Source organism: Streptomyces sp. GL_140, from assembly GCF_057834465.1.
In genome coordinates this window covers 1,678,189-1,695,736 of sequence record NZ_CM174404.1, presented here as the reverse complement: position 1 = coordinate 1,695,736, position 17,548 = coordinate 1,678,189, and the positions used below count along the sequence as shown (strand labels likewise).

The 17,548-nt window shown below is 71.1% G+C and carries 16 protein-coding genes; 14 read left to right on the top strand and 2 right to left on the bottom strand.

What is annotated here, in order from left to right:
* Positions 1-33 precede the first annotated feature (33 nt).
* The 3 genes from AC3IYJ_RS07865 to AC3IYJ_RS07855 all read left to right on the top strand — a co-directional run bounded on the left by AC3IYJ_RS07865 (position 34) and on the right by AC3IYJ_RS07855 (position 2,914).
* Positions 34-651 (top strand): vitamin K epoxide reductase family protein, encoded by a 618-nt coding sequence (locus tag AC3IYJ_RS07865; protein ID WP_489400614.1) that lies wholly within the window; start codon positions 34-36, stop codon positions 649-651.
* A 56-nt stretch (positions 652-707) separates the two neighbouring features.
* A complete protein-coding gene (locus AC3IYJ_RS07860; protein ID WP_489400613.1) occupies positions 708-2,063 on the top strand; it encodes a replication-associated recombination protein A in 1,356 nt (451 codons plus the stop codon).
* Between the two features lie 122 nt (positions 2,064-2,185).
* Positions 2,186-2,914, top strand: coding sequence for an HNH endonuclease family protein (locus tag AC3IYJ_RS07855; protein ID WP_489400612.1), 729 nt, complete (start codon positions 2,186-2,188; stop codon positions 2,912-2,914).
* Here the strand turns inward: AC3IYJ_RS07855 and AC3IYJ_RS07850 are convergent.
* The gene (locus tag AC3IYJ_RS07850) at positions 2,911-3,801 is read right to left on the bottom strand and encodes a DUF2470 domain-containing protein (RefSeq protein ID WP_489400611.1); all 891 of its coding nucleotides are present in this window, start codon (positions 3,799-3,801) and stop codon (positions 2,911-2,913) included. The genes AC3IYJ_RS07855 and AC3IYJ_RS07850 overlap by 4 nt on opposite strands.
* 55 nt (positions 3,802-3,856) lie before the next feature.
* Here AC3IYJ_RS07850 and rpsD point away from each other — a divergent pair, with 55 nt between their 5' ends.
* A complete protein-coding gene (rpsD, locus tag AC3IYJ_RS07845; RefSeq protein ID WP_008740451.1) occupies positions 3,857-4,468 on the top strand; it encodes a 30S ribosomal protein S4 in 612 nt (203 codons plus the stop codon).
* 33 nt (positions 4,469-4,501) lie between these two features.
* Here rpsD and AC3IYJ_RS07840 read toward each other — a convergent pair whose 3' ends face one another.
* The gene (locus AC3IYJ_RS07840; protein ID WP_489400610.1) at positions 4,502-6,847 is read right to left on the bottom strand and encodes an ATP-binding protein; all 2,346 of its coding nucleotides are present in this window, start codon (positions 6,845-6,847) and stop codon (positions 4,502-4,504) included.
* A gap of 157 nt (positions 6,848-7,004) precedes the next feature.
* On the opposite strand from AC3IYJ_RS07840, the gene AC3IYJ_RS07835 reads away from it, so the two are divergent.
* The 10 genes from AC3IYJ_RS07835 to AC3IYJ_RS07790 all read left to right on the top strand — a co-directional run bounded on the left by AC3IYJ_RS07835 (position 7,005) and on the right by AC3IYJ_RS07790 (position 17,510).
* Positions 7,005-7,454, top strand: coding sequence for a DUF948 domain-containing protein (locus AC3IYJ_RS07835; RefSeq protein WP_489400609.1), 450 nt, complete (start codon positions 7,005-7,007; stop codon positions 7,452-7,454).
* Positions 7,455-7,462: 8 nt separating this feature from the next.
* Entirely contained in the window at positions 7,463-7,798 is a 336-nt protein-coding gene (locus tag AC3IYJ_RS07830; RefSeq protein ID WP_384657400.1) for a DUF6167 family protein, read from the top strand.
* The gene (gene alaS / locus AC3IYJ_RS07825; RefSeq protein WP_489400608.1) at positions 7,798-10,467 is read left to right on the top strand and encodes an alanine--tRNA ligase; all 2,670 of its coding nucleotides are present in this window, start codon (positions 7,798-7,800) and stop codon (positions 10,465-10,467) included. The genes AC3IYJ_RS07830 and alaS overlap by 1 nt, the downstream gene beginning before the upstream one ends.
* Complete coding sequence (gene ruvX / locus AC3IYJ_RS07820) at positions 10,467-10,937, top strand: Holliday junction resolvase RuvX (protein WP_330295417.1); 471 nt, start codon at positions 10,467-10,469, stop codon at positions 10,935-10,937. Before alaS ends, ruvX begins: the two co-directional genes overlap by 1 nt.
* Positions 10,938-11,064: 127 nt before the next feature.
* Positions 11,065-12,828 (top strand): endolytic transglycosylase MltG, encoded by a 1,764-nt coding sequence (gene mltG / locus AC3IYJ_RS07815; RefSeq protein ID WP_489400607.1) that lies wholly within the window; start codon positions 11,065-11,067, stop codon positions 12,826-12,828.
* Between the two features lie 6 nt (positions 12,829-12,834).
* Positions 12,835-13,662 (top strand): shikimate dehydrogenase, encoded by an 828-nt coding sequence (locus AC3IYJ_RS07810; protein WP_489400606.1) that lies wholly within the window; start codon positions 12,835-12,837, stop codon positions 13,660-13,662.
* Positions 13,663-13,844: 182 nt separating this feature from the next.
* The gene (gene aroC / locus AC3IYJ_RS07805; RefSeq protein ID WP_489400605.1) at positions 13,845-15,029 is read left to right on the top strand and encodes a chorismate synthase; all 1,185 of its coding nucleotides are present in this window, start codon (positions 13,845-13,847) and stop codon (positions 15,027-15,029) included.
* A gap of 53 nt (positions 15,030-15,082) precedes the next feature.
* A complete protein-coding gene (locus AC3IYJ_RS07800; protein WP_489402732.1) occupies positions 15,083-15,565 on the top strand; it encodes a shikimate kinase in 483 nt (160 codons plus the stop codon).
* On the top strand, positions 15,562-16,653 hold the full coding sequence (gene aroB / locus AC3IYJ_RS07795; RefSeq protein ID WP_489400604.1) for a 3-dehydroquinate synthase: 1,092 nt from the start codon (positions 15,562-15,564) through the stop codon (positions 16,651-16,653). The genes AC3IYJ_RS07800 and aroB overlap by 4 nt, the downstream gene beginning before the upstream one ends.
* 95 nt (positions 16,654-16,748) lie before the next feature.
* Positions 16,749-17,510 carry an AAA family ATPase gene (locus AC3IYJ_RS07790; RefSeq protein WP_489400603.1) on the top strand — a complete coding sequence of 254 codons (762 nt, stop codon included), beginning with the start codon at positions 16,749-16,751 and terminating at the stop codon, positions 17,508-17,510.
* Positions 17,511-17,548: the final 38 nt, after the last annotated feature.

Here is a 17,548-nt window from a genome sequence, read left to right as displayed (position 1 = left end):
GCTTGTGGACCTTGACGATGTGGAGCGGGCGGTATGACGACACGAGGTACGGACGCGGACGCCGCTCCGCGGACCGCCGTCGGCGGCAGCCGGGCGCTGGCCCTGCTGCTGGTGATCACCGGAGCCGCGGGCCTGCTCGCCGCGTGGGTCATCACGATCGACAAGTTCAAGCTGCTGGAGGACCCGAACTTCACGCCGGGCTGCAGCCTCAACCCGATCGTGTCCTGCGGCAACATCATGAAGAGCGACCAGGCGTCCGTCTTCGGGTTCCCGAACCCGATGCTGGGACTGGTCGCCTACGGCATCGTCGTCTGCGTCGGCGTGAGCCTGCTGGCCGGCGCCCGCTTCCCGCGCTGGTACTGGCTGACCCTGAACGCCGGAATGCTCTTCGGCGTCGGCTTCTGCACCTGGCTGATGTACCAGTCGCTGTACAACATCAACTCGCTGTGCCTGTGGTGCTGCCTGGCCTGGGTCGCCACCATCTTCATGTTCTGGTACGTCACCTCGCACAACGTCCGCAACCGGATGCTGGGCGCCCCCGGCTGGCTGCGCGCCTTCTTCGACGAGTTCACGTGGGTGCTGCCCGTCCTGCACATCGGGATCATCGGCATGCTGATCCTGACCCGCTGGTGGGACTTCTGGACCTCCTGAGTCCGGACCTCCTGAGCGCGGGCGGCGCTGTCAGCGGGCTCGCATAGGCTTCCGGTGTGGAACCAGATCTCTTCACCGCAGCCGCCGAGGACCGCCAGGCGAAGGACCCCTCCAGTTCTCCGCTCGCCGTCCGGATGCGCCCGCGCAACCTGGACGAGGTCGTCGGCCAGCAGCACCTGCTCAAGCCCGGCTCCCCGCTGCGCAGGCTCGTCGGCGAAGGGGACGGAGGCCCGGCCGGGGCTTCCTCGGTGATCCTGTGGGGTCCGCCGGGGATCGGGAAGACCACCCTCGCCTACGTGGTGAGCCAGGCGACCAAGAAGCGGTTCGTGGAGCTGTCCGCGATCACCGCGGGCGTCAAAGAGGTACGGGCGGTCATCGAGGGCGCCAAGCGGGCGGCCGGCGGATACGGCAAGGACACCGTCCTCTTCCTCGACGAGATCCACCGCTTCAGCAAGGCGCAGCAGGACTCGCTGCTGCCGGCCGTGGAGAACCGCTGGGTCACGCTGATCGCCGCGACCACGGAGAACCCGTACTTCTCGATCATCTCCCCGCTGCTGTCGCGGTCCCTGCTGCTCACGCTGGAACCGCTGACGGACGACGACCTGCGCGCGCTGATGCACCGGGCGCTGACGCAGGAGCGCGGCCTGGGCGGAGCGGTGACGCTGCCCGAGGACGCCGAGGCGCACCTGCTGCGGATCGCGGGCGGCGACGCGCGCCGCGCGCTGACGGCACTGGAAGCGGGCGCGGGCTCGGCGATCGCCAAGGGAGAGCCGGAGATCACCCTCCAGACGGTCGAGGAGGCGGTCGACCGGGCGGCGGTCAAGTACGACCGGGACGGCGACCAGCACTACGACGTGGCGAGCGCGCTGATCAAGTCGATCCGGGGCTCGGACGTGGACGCGGCGCTGCACTACCTGGCACGGATGATCGAAGCGGGGGAGGACCCGCGGTTCATCGCGCGCAGGCTGATGATCTCGGCGAGCGAGGACATCGGGCTCGCGGATCCCACCGCCCTGCCGCTGGCGGTCGCGGCGGCCCAGGCGGTGGCGATGATCGGCTTCCCGGAGGCGGCGCTCACCCTGTCCCACGCGACGATCGCGCTGGCGCTGGCCCCGAAGTCGAACACCGCCACGACCGCGATCGGTGCGGCGCTGGCGGACGTCCGGGCCGGGCTGGCCGGGTCCGTGCCGGCGCACCTGCGGGACGGGCACTACAAGGGGGCGGCGAAGCTGGGCCACGCGGTGGGGTACGTGTACCCGCACGACGTGCCGGGCGGTATTGCTGCGCAGCAGTACGCGCCGGACGAGGTGAAGGGGAAGCGGTACTACGAGCCGACGAGGTACGGAGCCGAAGCCCGCTACGCGGACGTGGTGGAAAAGGTCCGCGAGCGGCTGCGGGGCGGCGGGTCCTGACCTGCGGCGCCGCTGCCGGGGACCAGCCCCCGGACCCCCGCGCCTCAAACGCCAGCGGGGCTGGTTTCAGCGCGGCTCGCGTCGGAATGCCGGGCAGGGTGTCGGCGCCTAGGCTCCGTCGCATGGGACGTCCTGCTCCACTGATCGCCCTGGCGGCCGTGCTGTTGCTCGGCGGCTGCCACCACGGCGACGCCGGGACGGCTCGCTCCAGCGCCGCGGCGCTCCTCGCGGAGGTGCCGCTCTCCAGCGCCGGGTTCCCTCCGAGCGCGGCCACCGCCAGGACCCAGCTGGGCGGGCTCACCGTCGAGTGGGGCAAGAACTGGGAGACGTACAAGCGGGAGAACTTCGGCAGGTACTGGTCCGACGAGACCGACGCCGTCGGCGGGCGCAACGGGTGCGACACCCGGGACGACGTCCTGCGCAGGGACCTCAAGGAGCTGCGGGAGGGTGACCGGAACCCCTGCGTCGTCGTGTCCGGGACCCTGCACGATCCGTACACGGGCAAGGAGCTCCCCTACTACTACCGGCGCGCCTCGCAGATCCAGACCGACCACGTCGTCGCCCTCGGCGCCGCCTGGCGCGCGGGTGCGTACGCCTGGACCCCGGAGCGCAGGCTGGCGTACGCCAACGACCTCGACGTGCTGCTCGCCGTGGACAAGCAGACCAACTACGAGAAGAGCAGCAAGACCGCCGACAAGTGGAAGCCGCCGGTCAAGGGCTACTGGTGCGAGTACGCGCGGCGCTACACCGGGATCAAGGCGAAGTACGGGCTGTCCGTGACCCCGCCGGAGAAGGAAGCGCTGAGCGAGATGCTCGGCACCTGTCCGGCCCAGGCGGGCGGTCCGTCCTAGGCGAACAGGGTGCGCATCGCCCGGCGCAGGCCGCAGATGTCGCCGACCGGCTCGGGGAAGTCGAAGCGGGCGTCGAAGGCGGTGGCCCCGCGCGTGAAGCGCACCCGCAGGCCGAGGCGGTCCAGTGCGAGGGGGACCGCCGTCAGGTCCTGGCTCTCGCCCCGGGAGCCGAGCAGCCCGCGCAGTTCGCCCATCCGGTCGCCGTGCGAGGCGGCCAGGTGCTGGAGGATCTCCGACTCGTGCGCCACCATCGGGTCCGGTTCGGCCGCGGCCAGCAGCTCGGGGTCCACGTGCTCGGCGCCCCACAGGTCGTCCACGGAGATCTCGCCGACCTCCAGGCGCAGCAGCACCCACGCGGGCCGGCCCGCGTAGGGGGGTTCGAGGGACTCGGACATCCCGAGGAGCTCGCCGACCGGGTGCCGCTCGGCCAGCAGCGCCGCGCAGGCCGCTCGTTCGGCGGTTCCCCGCACCGGAGTGAGCCACCCGGCGAGCCACGCGCGGCCTCGGATACGATGGGGCACGGACACCGGCGCCACATCCGTGATCTCGATCACGGCGGTGAGGTCGTCGTCCTGGGCGTGAGCGGCTGCCCTGGCAGCCGCGGATTCCCCTGACACCAGGAGAATCACGTCCCCGTCCGGGGTGACGGTCCTTGCGGCCGGCACCCCTGTTCCGAACTCTCCCTGGTCAAGAGCACCGGGCAGGGTGAGGGATACTGAGGCGTTGGACTCTACGAGGGTTCGTACGCGTTCGGCTCCGGTGAGCTGCCGAACGCCTTCCCTGGGACGCGGCTGACCCTGCCAATCGTCGTCGAAAGCAGATCCTGTTTCGTTTGGATCTGAACTTCGATGCGCACTGGGCAGGGGGATCCCATGTGGTCGAGACATTACGTCCTCCTCGCTAAGGTAAGCCTCACCTAACTTACATGGAGGTAGGTTCCACGTGAACCAGAAGCGACCCAAGGTCAAGAAGTCGCGTGCCCTCGGCATTGCGCTGACCCCGAAGGCCGTCAAGTACTTCGAGGCCCGCCCCTACCCGCCGGGCGAGCACGGCCGTGGCCGCAAGCAGAACTCGGACTACAAGGTTCGTCTGCTGGAGAAGCAGCGTCTGCGCGCTCAGTACGACATCTCTGAGCGTCAGATGGCCCGCGCGTACGACCGCGCCAAGAAGGCCGAAGGCAAGACGGGCGAGGCGCTGGTCGTCGAGCTCGAGCGTCGCCTCGACGCCCTGGTCCTGCGTTCGGGCATTGCCCGCACCATCTACCAGGCTCGCCAGATGGTCGTTCACGGCCACATCGAGGTCAACGGCGACAAGGTCGACAAGCCGTCGTTCCGCGTCCGTCCGGACGACGTCATCACGGTGCGCGAGCGCAGCCGCGAGAAGGTTCCGTTCCAGGTTGCCCGTGAGGGTGGCTACGCAGGCGAGGGCGAGACCCCCCGTTACCTGCAGGTCAACCTGAAGGCCCTGGCCTTCCGCCTGGACCGCGACCCGAACCGCAAGGAAATTCCGGTCATCTGCGACGAGCAGCTCGTCGTCGAGTACTACGCCCGCTGATCTCGTACCAGCGGCCGTAGCCTCACAGGCTGGTCAGCCCGCCGGTTCCCCCTTGGGGGAGTCGGCGGGTTTCCTGCTTCTCGGGTATCCCGGCGGGGCATCGGCGGTCGTACGCGGCTTCGGCAGCGGGGCCGCGCCCGTCGGCGCCGGAGCCGGTGCCGACGTCGGCTCCGGCCCCCGCAGGGCCCGCTCCACCAGCGCGTCCACCGGCAGGGTCCGCCCGTGCCGGGCGCAGGACGCGTACCGCTCCGCGCCCAGCAGCTCGCCCGCCCGCTCCTGGCACATCAGGCGCGGGGCGTTGAAGTACCCCGAGCCGAAGAGCTGCATCCCCACCCCGTCCCACATCGGCTCGGCCGCACCCTGGAGCACGGCGGCCTCGGCCGGATGCCCCTCGGCGACCGTCACCAGCGCCAGCAGCTCCATCGCCAGCACCAGTCCCACCAGGTCCCGGAACGCGTGGTTGATCGCCACGCACTCGCTCAGCAGCCGACGCGCCTCGGCCGTCTCGCCCGAGTCCAGGGCCGCGTAGGCGAGGACGTACAGGGCGTAGGCCTTCGTCCAGCGCTCCCCGCGCTCCTCGCAGATGTCCCGGACCTCCTCGCACAGCGCGAGCGCGCCCGCGGGCTCCCCCTGGAAGGCCAGCGTCATCGCCAGCTCCACCTGGCACATCAGGACGTTGCTGTTCAGCTCCCCGGCCTCCCGGTAGCGCTCCAGCGCCCCGCCGAGCAGCTCCCGGGCCCGCGCCATGTCGTCCGAGATCAGCGCCAGGCAGCCCATCCGGTGCACCGCGTACGCCGTCGCCACCGGGTTCCCGCTCTGCGCGGCCCCGTCCCGGCACTCGTACAGGGCGCTCATCGAGGCCACCGCGTCGCCCTGCAGCGCCGCCACGTACCCGAGCACCCACAGGGCCTTCAGCCGAGAGCTCTCGTACTCCCCGCCCGTGTCCGGGGGACCGGCCGGGCCCAGCCCGAGCTCCAGGCTCAGGTCGATCCCCAGGTCCAGCCCCGCCAGATCCAGGTCGTTCCCGGGGCCGCCCTCCAGGGTCCGGTCCAGCCAGTGGCGGCCCTCGGAGAGCCGGCCGCAGCCCGCCCAGTAGAACCAGAGGGTGCCCGCCAGGTACTGGCCGAGGTGGATCTCCTCCGGCTCGTCCAGGCAGCACTCCAGCGCGAGCCGCAGGTTGGGCAGCTCCGCCTCCACCAGCGCGGCCACCTCCTGCTGGCGCGGGCTGAACCAGTCCAGCTCGCACCAGGTCACCAGACCCACGTACCAGTCCCGGTGCCTGCGCCGCAGCCGGGTGGCGTCGCCCAGCGACTCCAGCCAGCCCGCCCCGTAGATCCGTACGGTCTCCAGCATCCGGTAGCGCACCCCGGCCGCGGTCTCCTCCCGGACCAGCAGGGACTGCCCCAGCAGCTCCCCGACCAGGTCCAGCACGCAGTCCACCGGCAGGTCCGGGCCCGCGCACACGTACTCGGCGGCGTCCAGGTCGAACTGCCCCGCGAAGACCGACAGCCGGGCCCACAGCAGCCGCTCCCGGGCGGTGCACAGCTCGTGGCTCCAGCCGATCGCCGTCCGCAGCGCCCGGTGGCGGGGCAGCGCCCCGCGCCCGCCGCCCGTCAGCAGGCCGAAGCGGTCCTCCAGCCGGGACAGCACCTGCGCGGGGGAGAGCGTGCGCAGCCGGCCCGCCGCCAGCTCCAGTGCCAGCGGCAGGCCGTCGAGCCGGACGCACAGCTCGGCCAGCACCGTCCGGTTGGCCTCCGTCAGGGCGAAGGCCGGGTCGGCCGCCGCGGCCCGCTCGGTCAGCAGGGTCAGGGCCTCGTCCGGGTCCAGCGGGGCCAGCGGCCAGGACAGCTCCCCGTCGAGGGTCAGCGGGCGCCGGCCGGCCGCCAGCACCCGCAGGCCGGGGGAGCGGCGCAGCAGTTCCCGTACCAGGGCGGCGGTCTCGTCGACCAGCTGCTCGAACCCGTCCAGGACCAGCAGCAGCCGCCGCTCGGCCAGGTGTTCGGCGAGCACGATGTTCAGCGGCCGTGTGGTGTGGTCGGTCAGGCCGAGCGACTCCGCGAGGGTCAGCTCCAGCAGTTCGGGATCCCGTACGCAGGCCAGCTCGGCCAGCCACACGCCGTCGCAGTAGCGTTCCTGCGCCCGGTCGGAGGGGTCTGCCCGGTCCGCCGGACCGGGCTCCGCCGCGGCCTCGGCCACCGCTCTCGCCGCGGCCAGCACCAGCCTGGTCTTGCCGACACCACCCGCTCCGGTCACGGTGACCAATCGCGAGGAATCCAGTAGTCGCCCCAGCTCGGCGAGTTCGACACCCCGCCCGACAAAGCCGCTCAGGTCCGAGGGAAGATTGCCCGGCGTCCTGTGTCCAAGGGGTCTGTGTCGCATGGGACACGGAGGGTACTCGTCCGAATGCTTTGGGTACAAGGCGCAGCCGGGCCCGCGGCCCCGTCCCCGAATTCCGGTACTGCGGCGGATCTCCGGCGCGATAGGGTCGGAGGACGACTTTTTCGCTTAGTGATCAATGTGTAGAGAGCGGTGTGACGTGTCCGGTGGAGAGGTGGCCGGGATCCTGGTGGCCGTCTTCTGGGCCATCCTGGTCTCCTTCCTCGCCGTGGTGCTGGTGAGGCTGGCCCAGGTGCTCAAGGCGGCCACGAAGCTCGTGGCCGACGTGACCGACCAGGCCGTCCCGCTGCTCGCGGACGCGTCCACCACCGTCCGCTCCGCCCGCACCCAGCTGGACCGGGTCGACGCCATCGCGAGCGACGTCCAGGAAGTCACCTCCAACGCCTCCGCGCTGTCCTCCACCGTCGCGTCCACCTTCGGCGGCCCGCTCGTGAAGATCGCGGCCTTCGGCTACGGCGTCCGCAAGGCGCTGGGCAAGGGCGGAGCGGCCGGTGCCGGTTCCGAGGACGTGCCACGCAGGACCGCGCGACGTACCGTGATCGTTGGCCGTACGGTGCCGTCGCCCCGGCGCCGGAAGCAGAAGGGCTGAGACCTCCGATGTTCCGCCGAGCCTTCTGGTTCACCGCAGGCGCAGCCGCCGGCGTGTGGGCCACCACCAAGGTCAACCGGCAGCTCAAGAAGCTGACCCCGGAGAGCCTCGCCGCACAGGCCGCCGACAAGGCGGTCGAGGCGGGCCACCGCCTCAAGGACTTCGCCCTCGACGTCAAGGCGGGAATGTCGCAGCGCGAGGACGAGCTGAACGACGCACTGGGACTCCACCAGGATCCCGACCGGCCCGACAACGTCACCGCCCTTCCCGGGCCGCGGCGGCTGCGGGCCATTGAGCACGGCCAGACCAATAAGTTTTCGTACAACCGGAATGAGGACCACTGATGGAGTCGGCTGAAATTCGCCGCCGCTGGCTGAGCTTCTTCGAGGAGCGCGGTCACACCGTTGTCCCTTCGGCGTCGCTCATCGCGGACGACCCGACTCTGCTGCTGGTCAACGCGGGCATGGTGCCCTTCAAGCCGTACTTCCTCGGCGAGGTCAAGCCGCCCGGGTCGACGCTCACCAGCGTGCAGAAGTGCGTCCGTACGCCGGACATCGAAGAGGTCGGCAAGACCACCCGCCACGGCACGTTCTTCCAGATGTGCGGCAACTTCTCCTTCGGCGAGTACTTCAAGGAAGGCGCCATCAAGTACGCCTGGGAGCTGCTCACCAGCTCCGTGGCGGACGGCGGCTACGGCCTTGAGCCCGAGAAGCTCTGGATCACCGTCTACCTCGACGACGACGAGGCCGAGACCATCTGGCGCGACGTCGTGGGCGTCCCCGCCGAGCGCATCCAGCGCCTGGGCAAGAAGGACAACTTCTGGTCCATGGGCGTCCCGGGTCCCTGTGGCCCCTGCTCCGAGATCAACTACGACCGCGGCCCGGAGTTCGGCGTCGAGGGCGGCCCCGCCGTCAACGACGAGCGCTACGTGGAGATCTGGAACCTGGTCTTCATGCAGTACGAGCGCGGCGCCGGCGACGGGAAGGAAGACTTCCCGATCCTCGGTGACCTGCCGTCGAAGAACATCGACACCGGTCTCGGCCTCGAACGCCTCGCCATGATCCTGCAGGGCGTACAGAACATGTACGAGACCGACACCCTGCGCGTGGTCATGGAGAAGGCCACCGAGCTGACCGGCGTGCAGTACGGCGCCGCGCAGGGCACCGACGTCTCGATGCGCGTGGTCGCCGACCACATCCGCACCTCCGTCATGCTCATCGGCGACGGCGTCACCCCCGGCAACGAGGGCCGCGGCTACGTGCTGCGCCGCATCATGCGCCGCGCCATCCGCAACATGCGCCTCATGGGCGCCACCGGCCCGGTGGTCCAGGACCTCGTCGACGTCGTGATCAACACGATGGGGCAGCAGTACCCGGAGCTCGTGACCGACCGCAAGCGCATCGAGACCGTCGCGCTCGCCGAAGAGGCCGCCTTCGTGAAGGCCCTGCGCGGCGGAACGAACATCCTCGACACCGCCATCACCGAGACCAAGGCCACCGGTGGCTCGGTCCTGGCCGGCGACAAGGCGTTCCTGCTCCACGACACCTGGGGCTTCCCGATCGACCTGACCCTGGAGATGGCCGCCGAACAGGGCCTCTCCGTGGACCAGGACGGCTTCCGCCGCCTGATGCAGGAGCAGAAGGACAAGGCCAAGGCCGACGCCAAGGCCAAGAAGACCGGCCACGCGGACATGTCCGCCTACCGGGAGATCGCCGACGGCTCCGGCGCCACCGAGTTCACCGGCTACGCCACCAACCAGGGCGAGTCCACCATCGTCGGCCTCCTGGTCAACGGCGTCTCCTCGCCCGCCGCCTCCGAGGGCGACGAGGTCGAGGTCGTCCTCGACCGCACCCCCTTCTACGCCGAGGGCGGCGGTCAGCTCGCCGACCAGGGCCGCATCAAGCTCGACTCCGGCGCGATCATCGAGATCCGCGACGTCCAGCAGCCTGTCCCCGGCGTCTCCGTGCACAAGGGCTCCGTCCAGGTAGGCGAGGTGACCGTCGGCGCTTCCGCCTACGCCGCCATCGACGTGAACCGCCGCCGGGCCATCGCCCGCGCCCACTCGGCCACGCACCTCACCCACCAGGCGCTGCGCGACGCGCTCGGCCCCACGGCCGCCCAGGCCGGTTCCGAGAACTCGCCCGGCCGCTTCCGCTTCGACTTCGGTTCGCCGAACGCGGTCCCCGGGTCGGTCCTCACCGACGTGGAGCAGAAGATCAACGACGTGCTCTCCCGCGAGCTCGACGTCACCGCCGAGATCCTGAGCATCGACGAGGCGAAGAAGCAGGGCGCCATCGCCGAGTTCGGCGAGAAGTACGGCGAGCGCGTGCGCGTCGTCACCATCGGCGACTTCTCCAAGGAGCTGTGCGGCGGTACCCACGTGGCGAACACCAGCCAGCTCGGCCTCGTGAAGCTGCTCGGCGAGTCCTCCATCGGCTCCGGCGTGCGCCGCGTCGAAGCCCTCGTCGGCGTGGACGCGTACAACTTCCTCGCCAAGGAGCACACGGTCGTCGCCCAGCTCCAGGAGCTGGTCAAGGGCCGTCCGGAGGAGCTGCCGGAGAAGATCGCCTCCATGCTCGGCAAGCTGAAGGACGCCGAGAAGGAGATCGAGAAGTTCCGCGCGGAGAAGGTCCTCCAGGCCGCCGCCGGCCTCGCCGCCGGTGCCCAGGACGTCCGCGGCGTGGCCGTGGTCACCGGCCAGGTGCCGGACGGCACCGGCGCCGACGACCTGCGCAAGCTGGTCCTCGACGTCCGCGGCCGCATCCAGGGCGACCGTCCCGCCGTCGTGGCCCTGTTCACCGTGGCGGGCGGCCGCCCGCTGACCGTCATCGCCACCAACGAGGCGGCCCGCGAGCGCGGCCTCAAGGCCGGCGACCTGGTCCGCACCGCCGCCAAGACCCTCGGCGGCGGTGGCGGCGGCAAGCCCGACGTGGCCCAGGGCGGCGGCCAGAACCCGGCCGCCATCGGCGACGCCATCGCGGCCGTCGAGCGCCTCGTGGGGGAGACCGCCTGATGACGCTGCGCCGCGGCCGCCGGCTCGCCATCGACGTCGGGGACGCCCGGATCGGGGTCGCCTCGTGCGACCCCGACGGGGTGTTGGCCACACCGGTGGAAACGGTCCCGGGCCGGGACATCCCCTTCGCCCACCGGCGGCTGCGGCAGCTCGTCGAGGAGTACGACCCCATCGAGGTGGTGGTCGGCCTGCCCCGTTCGCTCAGCGGACGGGAGGGGCCGGCGGCCGCCAAGTGCCGCGCCTTCGCCATGGAACTCGCCAAGGGCATCAAGCCCGTGACGGTCCGTCTGGTGGACGAGCGGATGACCACCGTCACGGCGGCCGCGGGCCTGCGTGCCTCCGGGCGCAATGCGAAGAAGGGCCGCTCGGTCATCGACCAGGCGGCCGCGGTGGTGATCCTTCAGAACGCTCTGGAGACCGAACGGGTATCAGGTAATCCGCCTGGAGAGTGCGTCGAAGTGGTTGTCTGATCGCGATACGGTAACGTTCCGCGCGAAGTGACGGCATTCGAACAGCCGTCGCCCACCAGCAGAGGCGGAACAGGGTGTCGCGGCGGACGGAGCCGTGGCCAACGCCCCGCGGCGCGCTAGGGGATCGATGACTGAGTATGGCGGGGGCCCCGGCCCCCAACCGTGGCACCCCGAGGATCCCCATTACGGGGACCAGGGGTGGACCGGACACGAGGCCCAGCAGGGTCAGCCGCCCTACGTCGACGACCTGCAGCAGCAGACGCAGCACCCCCACTACGTGCAGGAGCAGCACCCGCAGTACGGGCAGCAGCAGCACCCGGGCCAGTACCAGCAGGATCCGTACCCGCAGGCCCAGCAGCACCAGCAGCCCCAGTACATGCAGCCGGTTCCGCACCTGCAGCAGCAGGCGCCCCAGCAGCACCAGGAGACGTACGGGGGCCAGGGCTGGGACACCGGCCAGTTCCAGGCCCATGTCCAGTCCCAGGGCCAGCCCGGCATGGAGTACGTGGGCGTGGCCCAGGCCACCGACCCGTACGCGGGGGCGGAACCGTACGCCCAGCAGCAGGCGGGCGCCTACCCCGGCGAGGCCCCCGACCTCTACGGCACCCCCGATGCCTACCCGCCGCCGCAGCCCCCGGGCCGGCGGCACCTGGAGCCCGAGGCCCAGTGGCAGGACGAGGACGTCAAGGCCGACGAGGCCGAGGAGTCCTTCCTGGGCGGCGGCGGACGCGACGAGGGCGATGACGGGGACGACGGCGACTCAGGCGGCGGTCGCCGCTCCGGTCGCTCCGGCGGCAAGCCGAAGAAGCGCAGCGGCATGGCCTGCCTCATCGCGGCCGTGGTCATCGTGGGCGTGCTCGGCGGTGGCGGCTACTACGGCTACACCTACCTCAAGGGCAGGTTCGGCGCGGCCGAGGACTTCGCGGGCTCCGGCATCGACGAGTCCGTCGACGTGGAGATCCCCAAGGGGGCCAGCCTGGGCCAGATGGGCCGGATCCTCAAGGAGAAGGGCGTGGTCGCGAGCGCCCAGGCCTTCGTGAACGCGGCCAATGCCGACCCCAAGGGCAAGACGATCCAGCCGGGCATCTATCCGCTCAAGAAGAAGATGTCCGCGGCTTCCGCGGTCACGCTCATGACGGACCCGACCAAGCTCCGGGTGATCACCGTCACCGAGGGCATGCGCAACTCGACGGTCTACAAGGCGATCGACGAGAAGCTCAACAAGCCCGCGGGCACCACGCAGTCCCTCGCCAAGAGCGAGATCAAGAACCTCGGCCTGCCGGCGTGGGCCAACAACGACCCGAAGATCATGGACCCGCTCGAGGGCTTCCTGTACCCGATGCGGTACGACCTGACCAACGACAGCACCCCCGAGTCCCTGCTCAAGCAGATGGTCAAGAACGCGACCGACAAGTACACGGAGCTCGGGGTCGAGGCCAAGGCCAAGAGCCTGGGCCTGCAGAACCCGCTCCAGGTGATCACGGTCGCCAGCCTCGTCAACGCCGAGGGCAAGAACCACGACGACTTCCGGAAGATGTCGGAGGTGGTCTACAACCGCCTCAAGAAGACCAACGACGTCACCAACCAGAAGATCGAGTTCGACTCGACGTACAACTACATCAAGAACCAGAGCGAGATCAACTTCAACCTGAAGGAAGCCCAGGCCTTCGACCACCCGTACAACACGCACCACGTCAAGGGACTGCCCCCGGGGCCGATCGGGAACCCGAGTGCGGACGCGGTGAGCGCTACCCTCGACCCGGACCACGGCGGCTGGATGTTCTTCGTGTCGGTCGACGGCAACAAGACGACCTTCACCAAGACCTACGAGGAGCACCTCAAGCTCGTCGCCGAGTTCCAGGAACGGCAGAAGCAGAAGAACGGCGGGTAGCAGGACATGTCACGGATACGGGCCGCGGTGCTGGGTTCTCCCATCGAGCACTCCCTCTCACCGGTGCTGCACCGCGCCGCGTACCGGGAGCTCGGCCTCGACGACTGGTCGTACGACCGGTTCGAAGTCGACGAGGCCGCACTCCCGGAGTTCTTCGCGGGACTCGGCCCCGAGTGGGCCGGGCTCTCGCTGACGATGCCGCTCAAGCGGGCGATCATCCCGCTGCTGGACGGCATCAGCGACACCGCCGCCTCCGTCGAGGCGGTCAACACGGTCGTCTTCACCGAGGACGGCCGCCGGGTCGGCGACAACACCGACATCCCCGGGCTGATTTCCGCCCTGAGCGAGCAGGGCGTGCAGAAGGTGGAGTCCGCGGCCGTCCTCGGCGCGGGCGCCACCGCCTCCTCGGCGCTGGCCGCGCTCGCCCGGATCTGCACCGGCGAGGTGACTGCGTACGTACGCTCCGCGGCCCGGGCCGCGGAGATGCGGGAGTGGGGGGAGCGGCTCGGTGTGGACGTGCGGACGGCCGACTGGGCGGACGCGGCGCAGGCCCTGAGCGCGCCTCTGGTCATCGCGACCACCCCGGCCGGCTCCACGGACGCCCTGGCCGGCGCCGTGCCCGCCGCTCCCGGCACGCTCTTCGACGTCCTCTACGACCCCTGGCCGACCGAGCTCGCGGCCGCCTGGTCCGGTCGCGGGGGCAAGGTCCTCGGCGGCCTGGACCTGCTGGTCCACCAGGCGGTGCTCCAGGTCGAGCGGATGACGGGACGCCCCGACGCTCCGCTCGGGGCGATGCGGGCCGCCGGCGAGGCGGCACTGCACGCCCGTCACTGAACCGGGCCCCGAAGGCCTTCACTTGATCCACTTTCCCTCGTGCGCTCAAGCGCGCCTCCGTCCGGCTGTTGGACCGGAGGGCGGTGTAACGGCCCGGACATGGGAGGATCGGGTGAAGGCGGGTCCGGGCCGCGCACCCGATCGCGCCATCGCTGGATCAGGCGCGAGCATGAGGAGCATCGTTGAGCAGGTTGCGTTGGCTGACGGCCGGAGAATCGCACGGCCCGGCGCTGGTGGCGACGCTGGAGGGTCTTCCCGCCGGCGTCCCGGTCACCACGGAGCTGGTGGCCGAACACCTGGCCCGGCGTCGGCTCGGCTACGGCCGAGGTGCGCGGATGAAGTTCGAGCAGGACGAGATCACCTTCCTCGGCGGTGTCCGCCACGGCTTGTCGCAGGGATCGCCGGTCGCCGTCATGATCGGCAACACCGAGTGGCCGAAGTGGGAGACCGTCATGTCGGCCGACCCGGTCGACCCCTCGCTGCTCAAGGAGACCGGCCGCAACGCGGCGCTGACCCGTCCCCGCCCCGGCCACGCCGACCTCGCGGGCATGCAGAAGTACGGCTTCTCCGAGGCCCGGCCGATCCTGGAGCGCGCCAGCGCCCGTGAGACCGCCGCCCGGGTCGCCCTCGGAGCCATCGCCCGGTCCTTCATCAAGGAGGTCGCGGGCATCGAGATCGTCTCCCACGTGGTGGAGCTGGCCTCCGCCAAGGCCCCGTACGGGGTCTACCCGACCCCCGCCGACGTCGAGAAGCTCGACGCCGACCCGGTGCGCTGCCTCGACGCCGACGCGTCGAAGCAGATGGTCGCGGAGATCGACCAGGCCCACAAGGACGGCGACACCCTCGGCGGCGTCGTCGAGGTCCTCGCCTACGGCGTGCCCGTCGGCCTCGGCTCGCACGTGCACTGGGACCGCCGTCTCGACGCGCGCCTCGCGGCCGCGCTCATGGGCATCCAGGCCATCAAGGGCGTCGAGGTCGGCGACGGCTTCGACCTGGCCCGCGTGCCCGGCTCGCAGGCGCACGACGAGATCGTCTCCACCCCCGAGGGACTGCGGCGCACCACCGGCCGCTCCGGCGGTACCGAGGGCGGTCTGACCACCGGTGAGCTGCTGCGCGTCCGCGCCGCCATGAAGCCGATCGCCACCGTGCCCAAGGCCCTGGCGACCGTGGACGTGGCCACCGGCGAGGCCACCGTCGCGCACCACCAGCGCTCCGACGTCTGTGCCGTGCCCGCCGCGGGCATCGTCGCCGAGGCCATGGTCGCCCTGGTGCTGGCCGACGCCGTCGTGGAGAAGTTCGGTGGCGACTCCGTCCCCGAGACCCGCCGCAACGTCCAGGCGTACCTCGACAACCTCCAGATCCGGTGACGGGCACCCCCGCAACCCCCGCGACCGGACCCCTGGTCGTTCTCGTCGGCCCCATGGGGTCCGGCAAGTCCACGGTGGGCCAACTGCTCGCCGAGCGGCTCGGAGTCTCCTACCGGGACACCGACGCCGACATCGTGGCGGCGCAGGGCCGGGAGATCTCCGACATCTTCATCGACGAGGGCGAGCCGCACTTCCGTGAACTGGAGCGGGAGGCGGTCTCCGCCGCCCTCGCCGGTCACGACGGAGTACTCGCCCTCGGCGGCGGCGCCGTCCTCGACGACACGACGAGGAAGCTGCTGGCCGGCCGGCCCGTGGCCTACCTCTCGCTGGGTGTCGAGGAAGCCGTCAGGCGCGTGGGCCTCGGCACCGCGCGCCCGCTCCTCGCCGTCAACCCGCGCCGCAAGTGGCGCGAGCTGATGGACGCCCGGAGCCCCCTGTACACCGAAGTAGCGCGCGTCGTGGTGGCCACCGACGAGCGCACCCCCGAAGAGGTCGCCGACGCGGTCCTCGACGCACTGGAGTTGAAGAACGCATGACAGACCAGGTGACGCGGATCCAGGTCGGCGCCAGCGCCGGGCACGACGCGTACGAGGTACTGGTCGGCAGCCGGCTGCTCGGCGAGCTGGGCTCCCTGATCGGTAGCAAGGCCCAGCGGGTCGCCGTCATCCACCCGGAGGCCCTCGCGGCCACCGGTGAGGCGCTGCGCGACGACCTCGCCGCACAGGGCTACGAGGCCGTCGCCATCCAGGTTCCGAACGCCGAAGAGGCCAAGACGGTCGAGGTGGCGGCGTACTGCTGGAAGGCCCTCGGGCAGTCCGGCTTCACGCGCACCGACGTCATCGTCGGGGTCGGCGGGGGATCCACCACCGACCTCGCGGGCTTCGTCGCGGCCTCCTGGCTGCGAGGCGTGCGCTGGATCGCCGTACCGACCACCATCCTGGCGATGGTGGACGCGGCCGTCGGCGGCAAGACCGGCATCAACACCGCCGAGGGCAAGAACCTCGTCGGCGTCTTCCACCCGCCGGTCGGCGTGCTCTGCGACCTGGCGGCACTGGAATCGCTGCCGGTCAACGACTACGTCAGCGGTCTCGCCGAGGTCATCAAGGCCGGATTCATCTCCGACCCGGTGATCCTCGACCTGATCGAGGCGGACCCCGAGGGCGCGCGGACGCCCGCCGGCCCGCACACGGCCGAGCTGATCTGCCGCTCCATCCAGGTCAAGGCGGACGTGGTCTCCGCCGACCTCAAGGAGACGGGCCTGCGGGAGATCCTGAACTACGGGCACACCCTCGCGCACGCCATCGAGAAGAACGAGCGCTACAAGTGGCGCCACGGCGCGGCCGTCTCGGTCGGCATGGTCTTCGCGTCCGAGCTCGGCCGCCTCGCCGGCCGCCTCGACGACGTGACGGCCGACCGGCACAGGGCGATCCTCGCCGCGGTCGGACTGCCGCTGACCTACCGGGGCGACCAGTGGCCCAAGCTGCTGGAGACGATGAAGCTCGACAAGAAGTCCCGCGGCGACCTGCTGCGTTTCATCGTCCTGGACGGGCTGGCCAAGCCGACCGTCCTGGAGGGCCCGGACCCGGCCGTCCTGATGGCCGCCTTCGGCGAAGTGGCGGCCTGATCCGTCCGAGGGCATGACCGCGTGACCCTCCGGACCTCCCGGGTCATATAACGTTCTCGCATCAGTCGTGGCGGAACGGGACGGAGTGGCAGCGCATGCAGCACGGAGTGGGGGGCGGGGGCTGGGAGCCGCCGGGGGGCCAGCACCCGGCGGCGCCGTCCCGGCCGCCGGTACCCCCGGGACCGGGCTGGCCCGTGCCGCCCATGCCCGTGCCGCCGGCCCAGATGCCGATGCCCGTGCCGGGAGCACCGGACGGGTCCACCGGGCACATTCCGCTCCCGCCCGCCGTCCCGGGCACGGGCGGCGCCACCCTCGCGGTCCTGCTCATCGGCCCCGCGGGCGCCGGCAAGACCACGGTGGCCCGCCACTGGGCGGGCACCCGGCCGGTCCCCACCGCGCACATCAGCCTGGACGACGTACGGGAATGGGTGTGCTCGGGCTTCGCGGACCCGCAGGCCGGCTGGAACGACCACTCCGAGGCCCAGTACCGCCTCGCCCGCCGCACCTGCGGCTTCGCGGCCCGCAACTTCCTGGCCAACGGCATCTCCTGCATCCTCGACGACGCCGTCTTCCCGGACCGCCCCGTGGTGGGCCTCGGCGGCTGGAAGCGCCACGTGGGGCCCGCGCTGCTGCCGGTGGTGCTGCTGCCCGGCCTGGAGATAGTCCTGGAGCGCAACGCCGCCCGCTCCGGAAACCGGCGGCTCTCGGACGAGGAAGTCGCCCGGATCCACGGGCGCATGGCGGGCTGGTACGGCTCCGGGCTGCCCATCATCGACAACTCCCACCTGGACATCGAGGGCACCGCCCGCGCCCTGGACGAGACCCTGGCCCGCGCCATCTCGGCGCCCGCCTACTGAGCCGGACCCCGGCTGCGCACCGGGGCCGCCCCGGACGG

Bases quoted from the DNA above. Each gene is read 5' to 3' on its own strand.
- AC3IYJ_RS07810 (WP_489400606.1), top strand. From the start codon at position 12,835: ATGTCACGGATACGGGCCGCGGTGCTGGGTTCTCCCATCGAGCACTCC.
- AC3IYJ_RS07830 (WP_384657400.1), top strand. From the start codon at position 7,463: ATGTTCCGCCGAGCCTTCTGGTTCACCGCAGGCGCAGCCGCCGGCGTG.
- aroB (WP_489400604.1), top strand. From the start codon at position 15,562: ATGACAGACCAGGTGACGCGGATCCAGGTCGGCGCCAGCGCCGGGCAC.
- AC3IYJ_RS07850 (WP_489400611.1), bottom strand. From the start codon at position 3,801: ATGTCTCGACCACATGGGATCCCCCTGCCCAGTGCGCATCGAAGTTCA.
- AC3IYJ_RS07840 (WP_489400610.1), bottom strand. From the start codon at position 6,847: ATGCGACACAGACCCCTTGGACACAGGACGCCGGGCAATCTTCCCTCG.
- AC3IYJ_RS07790 (WP_489400603.1), top strand. From the start codon at position 16,749: ATGCAGCACGGAGTGGGGGGCGGGGGCTGGGAGCCGCCGGGGGGCCAG.
- AC3IYJ_RS07800 (WP_489402732.1), top strand. From the start codon at position 15,083: ATGGGGTCCGGCAAGTCCACGGTGGGCCAACTGCTCGCCGAGCGGCTC.
- alaS (WP_489400608.1), top strand. From the start codon at position 7,798: ATGGAGTCGGCTGAAATTCGCCGCCGCTGGCTGAGCTTCTTCGAGGAG.
- AC3IYJ_RS07865 (WP_489400614.1), top strand. From the start codon at position 34: ATGACGACACGAGGTACGGACGCGGACGCCGCTCCGCGGACCGCCGTC.
- mltG (WP_489400607.1), top strand. From the start codon at position 11,065: ATGACTGAGTATGGCGGGGGCCCCGGCCCCCAACCGTGGCACCCCGAG.
- AC3IYJ_RS07855 (WP_489400612.1), top strand. From the start codon at position 2,186: ATGGGACGTCCTGCTCCACTGATCGCCCTGGCGGCCGTGCTGTTGCTC.
- ruvX (WP_330295417.1), top strand. From the start codon at position 10,467: ATGACGCTGCGCCGCGGCCGCCGGCTCGCCATCGACGTCGGGGACGCC.